This window comes from Amycolatopsis umgeniensis (assembly GCF_014205155.1).
GTDB classification, from domain to species: Bacteria; Actinomycetota; Actinomycetes; order Mycobacteriales; family Pseudonocardiaceae; genus Amycolatopsis; species Amycolatopsis umgeniensis.
Map to the genome: position 1 here is coordinate 1,592,129 of NZ_JACHMX010000001.1, position 10,983 is coordinate 1,603,111.

Consider the following 10,983-nt stretch of genomic DNA (forward strand, 5'->3'; position numbering starts at 1 on the left):
AACACATTGCAGCACTACTTTCGTGATCGACCCTGCCGCGAACGACCGCCCTGAAGCTGCTTGCGCGACAGGGTCGTCGAATCGACGACGACGGTCCCGTTCGCTCTGCCACTGGCCAAGGTGGCCCGCAGGACGTACTTCACCCATTCGCAAACCTGATACGGGAAAGGAAATGAAGACGGTCAGCCCGGTGTGACGGGAGGTTCGTTTCCGACATCGGCCCTTCGATGTCGCGAGCGAATCATAGGTGCGCCGTGTGGCCGCCATCTCGCGCCCCTCACCGGAAAACCCGTCCGATGACGCCCCGAAAGCCCTGCCGCGACCGCCGAAACGAAGCTGACCAGCGACAATTCATCGAGGGCCAAAAAGACGACGCGGTCAATACGCGCAGTACCAATCCACTCGAATCGGTGACCACGGGGCGGGCAGGACCATGTCCGTGCGTAACACGATCGCGGGCACCGCGCGCATGATCGCGGCGATCGCTCGTCGAGCGAGGCTGAAACAGTGCCCTGCTCGAGGCTCAGCTGGTCGTGACCCACGGGTTGGGGCGGCAGGCCGCTCCGTCCGGGCGGACTTTCGCCGCCGCTTCGGGCTCCGCGCGGTTGAGATCCGCGACATAGCCGTTGGACAGTCCGAAGGTCTGCTGCATCATCACCGGTGCCACGGCCCCGTTCGCGGGACAACCGACGTGCCCGTGGCCGAGGGCGTGACCCACCTCGTGGTTGACCGCGTACCGGTGATACCCCAGAAGATCGCCCTCGAACGAATGGGCGCCGCGGACCCACCGAGCGAGGTTGACGACGACTCGGTGGTCATGGGTGAGATAGCACGACGAGTCGTAGGGAATCTCGAACCCGCACAGGTCCGGGCGACGACTCGTGGTCTGGCTGGTGAGACTGATCCGGAACGACGGAACGGCAGCAGGATCATCGATCCGCCGGAGTGAGACGTCGTCGAGCCCGATCCAGCCACGCGGGTCCACGAGGATCGAATCCACCTCGGCGGCGAACGAGGGGAAGTCGATTCCGTCCTCGATCTCGACGGTATAGGTCAGTTGCCGTGTCCCGGTACCGGCCACCGCACCACTCGTACCGGGCAGGACGCGCCAGGTTCCCGCGCCCGCCGACGGGAAGGGAGGGCCGTCCGGCAACGCGGCGGGCTCTGACGGAGGGACGGTCGGCTGACTGACTGTCGGCTGAGGAGAAAACTTCGGCTCAGGGAAACCCGGCGCGACTTGAGTATCGATGGCGAAGGGCGCCAGGAAGAGCGCCGAGGAAAGTGCCAGGGCGATGAAGATGACGGCCGGTGGCCACCACGTCCGGTCGGCCTCCGACGCCTTCCGCGGCGTGCGAGGCGTGGCCATCTTGGGGCGGTGTGCCGGCAAGCGGTGCTTGGGAGGCGGCGCCGGTGCGGCGCTCGCGCGAACCAGCGGTTTGGTCAAAGGAGCACGAGGTTGTGGCAGCCAGTCGACGACTCCACCGTCGCGTCGCACGTGCGCGGGCTCAGTAGGCAAGGCTCACACTCGCACAAGCCGTCGCGGGGGTGACGTCGGACCGGGGAAACGACACCGTCTCCGGGTCGCCGTCCGAGGTGTACCGATGCCCGGTGGGCGAACCGAGTTCGTCGAGCCAGTGGGCCGAGCCGTATTCCGCTTCCGGGCCGGTCGCCTGTGACCGGATCCGAGGGATCGCCGCGGGTTCGAAGGCGCGGGAGCACGGGGACGGTGCCGGCCCGGCACCTACGAGCAGCGCGCCGCGGTACGCATAACCCGGTCCTTGCAGCGCCAGGCCTTCTCGCCGGGGCTGCGCGCCATACGGCAGCGCGAGCGTGCCGGGTTCGTAACCGGGAACAGCCCGCCTGATGAGGACGTCTCCCTCGGCGATCGCCGCTGTCGCCGAAGCCTCGTCCGCCCGGCGCAGGTTCGTGTGCTTGGCGGTGTGGTTGCCGATCTCGAAGTGATGGTCGGACAGCCAGCGCAGCGCGCGTTCGTCCCCGCCGAAGGGGCGCTCGTTGACGTACAGGCTGGCGACCGGCCGGAACCGGGGGTGCGCGGCCGCGACATCCATCAGGATCCGCACGGCGGTCCCCGGCGCCGGCTGCCCTTCCGGGGTGAGGGTGAGCACACTCGGGTCACCGTCATCGAAGGTCAGCACGACCGGATGCGTGCCGGCGGGCAGATCGAGCCGCCTGCTCACCAGTTCGGCCGTGGTGATCGGCACGTAGTCCTCGGCGGCGAGCCGTTCCAGCTCCGCCGCGAAGTCGGCGGGGGTGCGGTCGTAGACCGATCTCGGTTTCGCGACGAGCCGGTGATACATCAGGATCGGTATCCGGCCGAGTTCGTCGGCGGCCACCTGACGCGCGAAAGCCGGTGTGACCCGTGGCGGTGCGACCGCGGGGGCGGTTCCCAGTTCCGGCGGCGGAGTGGCCGCCGGAGCTGGAGCCCCGCATGCCGACGCGAGGACGACGGCGGCCCCCGCGCCGAGCCGGAGAAGGAAGGACATTCCGGAAGTGTGCTGCCGGAACCGGCGACGGGCGCCCGGATCCACCGAGTCGGGTGAGTGCGAAATCTGTTGTCCTCACGGGAAAAACGGCGTATCCGCAGCTGGAGACGCCTGCTCGGAAATCGGCCCCGGCACGATGTGGTGATCGCCTCGAGCCGGGTTTACCCGGTGATCAACACGGGTATTTTCCCGCTCTGGTCCCGAAATCGCGATCAGCCACCGCGACGCAGTCTTGAAGGAGACCGGATGCCCGAGCAGAGCCGCCGCTTCATCCTCACCGTCGGCCTGGCGGGACTCGCGGCGAGCGCGTGTGGCGCGCCCCCGCGGGGCTCCGCACTGGCCGCGCCCAGGACTCCCGCTCCACCCGCGGCACCGGCCGTCGCCCAGCCACCCGCCGATCCCCTCGCCTCGAACCTGCTGATCGGCTTCTGCGGGGCACCCGGCGCGAAGGCGCTCGGCCGGATGACCGGGGACCTCGCGGCCGCGAGCCGCGAGCTCCGGAAACAGATCGGGACCTTTCCGCCGGGGCGGCCGGTCACGCCGGTCGTCGAATTGATAGCCACCACCGTGCACCGGTCGCCCGGAGCGGACGGGATGTACCGCAGCCGGTGCACCGACGAGACCGTGCGGGAGTATCTCGACGCGGCACGTGCGCTGAACGGGTTGCTGCTGCTGGACATCCAGCCCGGCCGTGCGGATTTCCTTCCCGAGGTGCAGGCCTACGAACGCTGGCTGAAGGAACCCGACGTCGGCGTCGCACTCGATCCCGAATGGGCGGTCGAACCAGGCGTGGTACCCGGGAAGAAGTTCGGGCGCACCACCGGCGCCGAGCTCGACGGGGTCGCCCGCTATCTCGGCGAACTGGCACAGCTTCACCGGCTGCCCGCCAAGGTCATGGTCTACCACCAAGTGGCTTCCTCGGTGGTGCGCGACGAGGGCCTCCTGAAGCCCCACCCAGGCGTCTCGGTGGTGAAGGTCGTCGACGGGATCGGGTCCGCCACCGCCAAGAAGGCGACCTGGAAAACACTCATGCCAGGCAAACCCGGCCACGTACGGTCCGGCTTCAAACTCTTCTTCGACGAAGACACCCGCCGAGGTGCGGCCTTGATGACGCCGGCGGAAGTACTCGCGCTGACGCCGAGCCCGGCTTACGTCCTCTACGAATAGGCCGGCCGAACCGGCGATTTCCGCCGCCGCCACCGCCACATTCCGCCCATTCCGCAGGAACGGGTATTTCTGTCGCGCGACACCGATCATGTTCAGCCCGATCCCGTTCTTTCCCTCAGACCACCCGATGGCCACTCAGTGCCACGAAGTCACCCTGCCCGCACTCACTCGTTCGCGTCACATGTCGGGAGTTTTCACGGACAGTAGAGAAATGCCGGACAGGCCACTCCGACCACTTCACCTGATCGTGTCGTTTGGAGCGGGACCTGCTGGGTAATCATCGGAGTTTCCACTGCTTCAAAAAGCCACTCTTAGGAAGGTTCTCACCCGAAGGCTCTTTTCACTCGGGCTCGGCTTCGCTAATGTCATCGGCGGTCGAAAATACGGCCCCACACTTCGAGACACGCTGAAGGTGCGATTCGCACCGATTACGCGAACGTCCGACGCGGGTCACGCCGGACGTTCGCAGAGGGAGACAGATCTGGGCGGTTTCAGCCAGAGGCCTGGTCAGGCACCCGGAGGCTGACGCCGCGGCTCGGCGGGCGGATAGGTATTGACCGGCGGGGCATCCGCCCCGGGGGTCGGATATCCGGTCATCGCACCGGCCTTCGGTCCTCGTCGGGCGAGGCCGGCGAGACCGAGCAGGCCCACCAAGCCGAGCAGGCCCCACAGGCCGTTGTCACCTCGATCGGCATCGGGTCGTTCGTCCCTGTTCCCGTCGCCGTCGTCGTCCACAGGCTGTGCCAGCGGCACCGCGGGCCCCTGCACCTCCGCCGCCGACACCGGAACACCCCCGGTCAGCAGGACGGCGGCGGAGGCCGCACACGCGCAGACCGTCTTCCGTAATGCGCTCTTCATTTCGATCCTTCTTTCGAATTCGATGACGGGTGGCCACTCGGCCTGGCATACCCGCACCGGGCGAGTTCACACCGGACTTCATGAGAACGTGTGGGAATTCAGTTCGCCCGACCCGGATTTCGCCGGGATTCTTCCGTCGCTAGTATGACAATCGGTTCAAACAGGAGCCGTGGAAGTACGGGTCGTGTCCACACGTCCCCCGCGGCCGTCCTTCCTTGTTCGCGCAACTGCGCATCCTTTCGGCGAACAACCTGGTCCATATCTGGTGACCTGGGGGGAAATTGAACGACAGTCATGTGATCGCGCCCTTGGGCGCGGCTTTCACGCCACGCCTGGTCTGCACCGCCGGAGACCGGCTGATCCATCCGGCGGACAGCCACAACGACCTCGCCCGCATCGTCGTGCGCTGGGCCCGAACCTGGGTTCCGGAGACCTGGCCGGCACGCCGGTACTTCACTTCGCTGGGCATCGGTGACGACGAAAACCCTTGCTACGCCGACAAGGACGTCGCGGGCTGGTTGCTGCTGCAACCTCGTCCCGGCTCCCTTGCCTGGCGGGTGCGCTCGGGGGAGATCGACGTCGCGATGGCGCTCACGGCCGAAGCGGAAGCCTGGCCCGAGTAAAGAGAATCAACCGGCGGCAGCCCTGCTTCGCTCACTTCACGACGAAGCAGGGCTATTCGTCGTGCCAAAATGATTCTTGCCGGGCAAAACGTTCCGTCGTCCACCGCGTCGAGCAGTTACCGAACCCCCGGGAAATACACTTGACCCGATCGGACCACAGATTACGCGGTCAACGGACCGCAGTGCCCACACGATGGTGGAACGACGTGGAAAAGGCGGTCGATCGTCAGTACGTTTCCTCACACTGGACGGAAACACACCTTTGCTGCCGTCCCGCACGACGCGATCTGTCTAATCAAGGAGAATCATGCTGAAGAAAATCGGTTTCGTCGCGGCCGCCATGGCCGCCGGAGCGATCCTGAGCGGCGGCATCGCGTCCGCCGACACCCCGGACTGGGGCTACGACCACAGCGGCCAGGTGGGCTTGGTCAACGCGAACAACGTCGACCTCCTCCACAACGTCAACGCCGTGGTCGGTGCGTGTGGCAACGACGTGAACGTGCTCGGGGTCCAGGTTCCGATCCGCAATTCGCTCAACGGCATCGGTGTTCCGATCCTGTCGCCGGGTGCGCACGAGGCCAGTGGCGAGTCCCCCTACAACTGCGCCGCCGGTGGCATCACCGACGGTGGCACGCTGCAGGGCAACTGATCTCCCTGCCGAAGCCTTTCGCGGTGGTGCGCGGAAACAGGCTGAGGCAAGGGGTCCGGCGGTTCGCACCGAGTTCGTAAAGCGCGCCCGGAACACGAAGAAGAGATGCACACTCCGCTTCGTGTTCCGGGCGCATCGCGACGCGGGGTGACGTCGGCACGGGTGGGACCGGTCCATCCGCCCAGGAGTGCACCGGTCCCACCCGGCGTGAACGCACCATAACCAACGTCCCCGAGCACGGCGAACCGGAGTTTCGCCGCCCGGGTTCCCTCTCACCGGGTTTGTCCGGTGGGTTTTCCTAGGAGTTTTCTGTGATCAAGCAGCTTGGGTTCGTCGCTACCGCTTTGGCCGCCGGGATGGCGTTCGCGGGTGGGTCGGCGTCGGCGGAAGGTATCACTGTCGCGGGCCACCCGGTGGACCACAACGAGCAGATCGGGCTCGCGAACGTGCAGAATCTGGACGCGGTCCACAATCTGAACGTGGTCGGTGGTGTGTGTGACAACAACGTGAACGTGCTCGGGGTCCAGGTCCCGGTGCGTGATGTGGCCGAGGGTATCGCTGTGCCCGTGTTGTCCCCGGGTGAGACCGAGGCCGAAGGAGCCACTCCGGACAACTGTGCCGGTGGCGGCATCGTAGACGGCGGGACCGTCCAGGAGAACTGAGCGATCTCGCTACCAGCCGCCGCGCGGAGCCCCACCGCGCGGCGGCTTCCACGCGTCCTCCGTTCGGCACACCACTACCCCGCCATACTCCGGTGAATCCACCCGGACGGTGGCCCGGCCAAGTCCACGCTTCCCGGTGACAGCGCCGGAGTGAGCGTGCCGAGTTCTTCGCCAGGCCGAGAGAATCGTTCATGAGAAACAAGATCCGCCTGCTGACCGTCGCGATCGTCGTCCTGTTGACCTTCACGGCCTGCCCGGCGGCATGGGCCGCCGGCGCACCTCGGCTCCTTCTCGGACAGGACTTCCCCGATCCCGACATCGTCAAGACCGATGCCGGCTATTTCGCGTTCTCCACGAGCACCGGCGCGGTGAAAGTGCCGCTTGCCGGCGCGCCGGCGGCAGAGGGTCCTTGGCGTGTCATCGGTGATGCTCTCGCCGCCGTCCCGAAGTGGGCCAAGCCCGACGGCGGTTTCTGGGCTCCCGATGTGACCCGGCTTTCGGACGGCACCTTTCTGCTCTACTTCTCCGCGGCTGTCGCCCCGGGCGCGGAAATGTGCATCGGTACCGCCTCGGCGTCCAAAGTGGAGGGCCCGTACACCCCTGTCGGCGAGACGCCCCTCGTCTGCGTGGCCGGCGACGGCGGCGACATCGACCCACAGACCTTTGTGGACACCGACGGCACGCGATATCTCCTCTACAAGGCCGATGGTGGCACTGTCGGCCCGCCCGCGGCGATCTGGTCGCAGAAGATGCTTCCCGACGGCCGGACACCGATCGGGCCGCGCATCGAACTCCTGCGCGCCGATCTCACTTCCGAGAAGGCGGTCGTCGAGGCACCGGCCGTGGTGAAGACCCCCGGCAAGTATCTGCTCTTCTACTCCGCCGACACCTTCCAGAGTTCCGGGTATCACACGGGTTACGCCACCGCGCCCACGCTGAGCGGACCGTTCGTGAAGGCCGATGCCCAGTTCCTTTCCACCGATCTCCTCGGCGGCAAGGTCGACGCGCCCGGCGGCGCCGACGTGGTGGACGGTCACATCTTCTTTCACGGCTGGCTCGGTGGCGGTCGCACGGCTCGAGGCCTGTACGAACTCCCCCTCAGCTTCCCGAACGACGTCCCTCAGCTCGGGTGACAGGCGGTCCCGAACGACAGCGAAGGCCCGGTGCGGAGGGAGGTCAGTTCCCGCACCGGGCCTTCGCCTGGGCACCCCGTCCGGGGTCCGGTCGGTTAACCGACCGGGACGGTCAGCCCACCAAGGAGGTCGTTCACCAGCGAAGACAGACTGATCAGCAAGCGTTGCAGCAGTGCGTTGAGCAAGCCCGCCACCGGAGGAAGCCCCGCGCGGGACTCCGGGTCCGCCGCCAATTCGTCGACGCCCCGTTTCGCCGTGGCGTTCTCCTGCTGGGCGGTGGCGGCGCTGTCCTTCGCGTCGGACTGGATCACGTACCGCTTGCCCTGCGCCAGATCGGTGAGCACCGGGGCGAGCCTGGCGAGGGTGGCCTGCGTCCCCGACACATCGCCGTTGTCCGCACGCGACACCAGGTTGTCGCGCATGGACTGCACCTCCGCCGCCACACTGGTGGTGCTGGACGCTCCTTTGCCGCCCGGTCCGCCTGCCACGGCCACACCGGCACCTGCCAGTGTCACGGAGGCCGCGGTGACGAAAACGGCCAGTGCCCGCGTCAGTTGACTTCTCATTTCGCACTCCTCTGGATTACCGATGCCGACCGAATCATGGTGAACCTTCCACTCCGATAAAGCGAACGGACGCCATCGGATCGAACTCGGACGCAATTTCGCACCGTGTACACCCGGAGCCGCACCGGCGAAACAAACGGGAAGTTCGCGTGAAACACGCCGAGGTGAACGGACCCGAATGGACACGCCGCGTAGCCGGACCACCCTGACGGGCGCGCAATATCCACGCCTTGGCTGACTTCTCGCTTGCCGCTCGACACAACGTGCAGTACCTGAACTCCGTCGAGCTCACTTCGCATTCACCCGTCAGCGCTGTTTGGCCGACTTCGCACCGGGTAACCAGTCGATTTCCCCGCCACCGGAAAGACACTCGTAAGAATGGCCCTGCCACGAAACACTTCTAAGCCGGAAATCCGGCGACTAAAGTCAGTCCCGGCTGGAAAGTTCGACCTCTTGGCGCCGGGACCTAACACGAAAGCGTCGGCCGGACGGAATTCAGCGAAGGAACCGAAGGGCGCTTTCCCCGTATGACATGCGGGGAAAGCGCCCTTCGTCGCGTTAGACGAGTTGAGCGTGGGGAAAGTTCCCGTCATTACGGTTGACGCAGGGTTCGGGCGATACCGCGTCGGGGTCGGTTCGCCCTGGAAAAGCCAGCTGACGAAGGTACCGAACGGGTGCGATGCCGCCGGCGAACTTTGTCTCATGTTAGATCCGGGTAATGTCCTTGAGCGGGCAGGATTCCCTGTCCGGAGTCGATTCTCGTGACTCAATTTCGTGTGAGGTATCACCAGCTCGGAAAGGATCACATTAATCATGACTGAATTGCGTCGGTTGGCGCTCGCGGCAGCGGCCGTCATCCCGCTTTCCCTGGTATCCGCCGGTATCGCGTCGGCGGACCTGGGTGACGGCCCCGGTTCGCCCGGTTTCACCAAGACTTCCGCGACCTACGCGGGTATCGGTGGCGCCGGGACGATCCACAGTGCTTCGGTCGTCGACCACGACGGAAACGAGTGGACGAAGGAGAGCGCCGTCTTGGCGGGCCCGATGGGTGCCGCGGTGTTGCACACCGAGGAAGTCGACCTCGACGACGACAATGACGACAACGACTGGGTGTCCGACGACAAGCCCGGCCGCCCGACGCATTCTCACGGAAAGCGGCCCGTCGCTCACACCGACGACTCCGTGTCCACGCCCGCCCGTCGTCCCGCGAAGACACACGCCGTCCGGGAAACCCACCACGATCACGTCGCGTACGCCGAGTCCACCAAGACGGCGGACTCGACAGGCGCGACGTCGTCACATGTCGCCAGCCACGCCGGCGACAACCACGCCGTGTACGAATCCAGTGACCTCTCGGCGGGCCCCGACGGCGCCGAGTCCGAAGGTGTCAAGGCGGTCGCGAGGCCCCAGTACACCAGCTACGAAAACTGGTACACCGCGGCCGACGAGGACGGTGCCGTCAGCCACGAAGTGGAAGCTGTCGCCGACGTGACCGACTGGCACGACAACGACAACGACCACCACCACACGCACTACCTTCGCTGACCATCGTGGGCCGGGCCGCCACGGCTGCCCGGCCCACGGGGACGCGTCACGCCGCCGGTCACGCGACAAGCGTGACCACACGACCGAAGCACGGTCCGGGCACGAAGTCCGGCAGGGTGACGCCGCTCGCGGCGAGCACGCCGCCGGTGCGAAGGTCGCCGGACAGGATCCATTCGAGTCTTACGGCGTAGTGCTCGGCCAGAAGCCGAGCATCCTCCAAGATGTTTTCGATCAGGGCCGCGATGTTCTCGTCGCTGCGCTCGATGCCCAGAGTCGTGCCCCGCAGTGTCCATTCCGCGCTCCACAGAAGACAAGCGCCGACAGGGCCGCGGGTCTTCGTCGTGTCGCGGCGTAGTTTGATCTCGATGACGCGCTCGAGTTTCGGCGTGGTGCGAGGAACCGGTGGGTGCACCGCTCGCAGGGCGGCGAGTTCGCGGGCACGCCGCTGTTCCCGGGATTCACTCATCGTGCCATACCGGCGGACCGGCCCTCTCGGAAAAGTCGTTTCGGTCGTCCGAGATCCAGTCCGGCCCCGCGAGAACGGCACCGTGCCCGACACGAAGGGGAAGTCCCTCCGTACCGGGCACGGCACACTGGCGAATCACCGGTTCCCGTACACCCGACGGGCGCCTGGACTCAGTTGTGCTGGGTCGTCCCGCCATCGAGCACGCTGCCCGCGGCACAGTTGTACGGGGACTCGCCGCCGGCCTCGTGCGCACCCGGCGACAGGACCGGCACACCGATGCCGTTGAGCGTGTCGCGGACCGGGACCTGGACGCCGAGCACGTTCACGTTGTTGTCGCACGCGCCGACGACGGCGTTGACGTTGTGCAGCACGTCGATGTTGTTCAGGTTGGCCAGGCCGACCTGCTCGCTCACGTCGTGCGTGGGGTGGCCGTAGCCCTCCTCGGCGGGGGTTCCGGCGGACGCGATCCCGCCCGTCAGGAACGCTCCGGCCGCCATCGCGGCGGTGACGAAGCCAATCTTCTTCAGCATGAATACCTCTCGAAATAGGAATGGTGCGGACAAGGCGCCGAGAAAGCGCCTCCATGCCGCGGGGGCCAACGTACAGAGGTGACCCCACCCGGTCGCCGCCGTTCGCATCATCGTGTGGTGCTGAACGGGTTCTGACCGAGGTTCTTGTAGTCCTAAAGGGTATTGACCGCGTTTCCCGATACGGTATTTCCGGGGCCGAAATCGATCCGGGCCACGCTCGGCCGGCCACACCGATCACGCCCCGTGTCTCGACGGTGGCCAGGTTTCGCCGATCCCGCAC

General features: G+C 66.4%; 12 protein-coding genes. 6 read left to right on the plus strand and 6 right to left on the minus strand.

Going from position 1 to position 10,983, the window contains the following annotated elements:
• Positions 1–523 precede the first annotated feature (523 nt).
• Positions 524–1,366, minus strand: a complete 843-nt coding sequence (locus HDA45_RS06855; protein WP_184892931.1) for a DUF3152 domain-containing protein — start codon at positions 1,364–1,366, stop codon at positions 524–526.
• 139 nt (positions 1,367–1,505) lie between these two features.
• A complete protein-coding gene (locus HDA45_RS06860) occupies positions 1,506–2,504 on the minus strand; it encodes a polysaccharide deacetylase family protein (protein WP_184892933.1) in 999 nt (332 codons plus the stop codon).
• A 246-nt stretch (positions 2,505–2,750) separates the two neighbouring features.
• Here HDA45_RS06860 and HDA45_RS06865 point away from each other — a divergent pair, with 246 nt between their 5' ends.
• Positions 2,751–3,671 (plus strand): hypothetical protein, encoded by a 921-nt coding sequence (locus tag HDA45_RS06865; protein WP_184892934.1) that lies wholly within the window; start codon positions 2,751–2,753, stop codon positions 3,669–3,671.
• Between the two features lie 507 nt (positions 3,672–4,178).
• Here the strand turns inward: HDA45_RS06865 and HDA45_RS06870 are convergent.
• Positions 4,179–4,529 (minus strand): WGxxGxxG family protein, encoded by a 351-nt coding sequence (locus HDA45_RS06870; RefSeq protein WP_184892936.1) that lies wholly within the window; start codon positions 4,527–4,529, stop codon positions 4,179–4,181.
• A 296-nt stretch (positions 4,530–4,825) separates the two neighbouring features.
• Between HDA45_RS06870 and HDA45_RS06875 the strand changes: the two genes are divergently transcribed.
• The 4 genes from HDA45_RS06875 to HDA45_RS06890 all read left to right on the plus strand — a co-directional run bounded on the left by HDA45_RS06875 (position 4,826) and on the right by HDA45_RS06890 (position 7,596).
• A complete protein-coding gene (locus tag HDA45_RS06875) occupies positions 4,826–5,152 on the plus strand; it encodes a hypothetical protein (protein WP_343072009.1) in 327 nt (108 codons plus the stop codon).
• A gap of 307 nt (positions 5,153–5,459) precedes the next feature.
• Positions 5,460–5,801: a hypothetical protein gene (locus HDA45_RS06880; RefSeq protein WP_184892940.1), complete on the plus strand. Its 342-nt coding sequence runs from the start codon at positions 5,460–5,462 to the stop codon at positions 5,799–5,801.
• A 311-nt stretch (positions 5,802–6,112) separates the two neighbouring features.
• Positions 6,113–6,463 (plus strand): hypothetical protein, encoded by a 351-nt coding sequence (locus HDA45_RS06885; RefSeq protein WP_184892942.1) that lies wholly within the window; start codon positions 6,113–6,115, stop codon positions 6,461–6,463.
• Positions 6,464–6,654: 191 nt separating this feature from the next.
• Entirely contained in the window at positions 6,655–7,596 is a 942-nt protein-coding gene (locus tag HDA45_RS06890) for a glycoside hydrolase family 43 protein (RefSeq protein ID WP_184892944.1), read from the plus strand.
• Between the two features lie 95 nt (positions 7,597–7,691).
• Here the strand turns inward: HDA45_RS06890 and HDA45_RS06895 are convergent, their stop codons facing one another.
• Positions 7,692–8,162, minus strand: a complete 471-nt coding sequence (locus tag HDA45_RS06895; protein WP_184892946.1) for a hypothetical protein — start codon at positions 8,160–8,162, stop codon at positions 7,692–7,694.
• Positions 8,163–8,975: 813 nt separating this feature from the next.
• Between HDA45_RS06895 and HDA45_RS06900 the strand changes: the two genes are divergently transcribed.
• A complete protein-coding gene (locus tag HDA45_RS06900; protein WP_184892948.1) occupies positions 8,976–9,707 on the plus strand; it encodes a hypothetical protein in 732 nt (243 codons plus the stop codon).
• 58 nt (positions 9,708–9,765) lie between these two features.
• Here HDA45_RS06900 and HDA45_RS06905 read toward each other — a convergent pair whose 3' ends face one another.
• Together HDA45_RS06905 and HDA45_RS06910 are read right to left on the minus strand one after the other, a co-directional pair.
• A complete protein-coding gene (locus HDA45_RS06905) occupies positions 9,766–10,173 on the minus strand; it encodes a hypothetical protein (protein WP_184892949.1) in 408 nt (135 codons plus the stop codon).
• Positions 10,174–10,343: 170 nt separating this feature from the next.
• A complete protein-coding gene (locus HDA45_RS06910; RefSeq protein ID WP_184892951.1) occupies positions 10,344–10,703 on the minus strand; it encodes a hypothetical protein in 360 nt (119 codons plus the stop codon).
• Positions 10,704–10,983 lie beyond the last annotated feature (280 nt).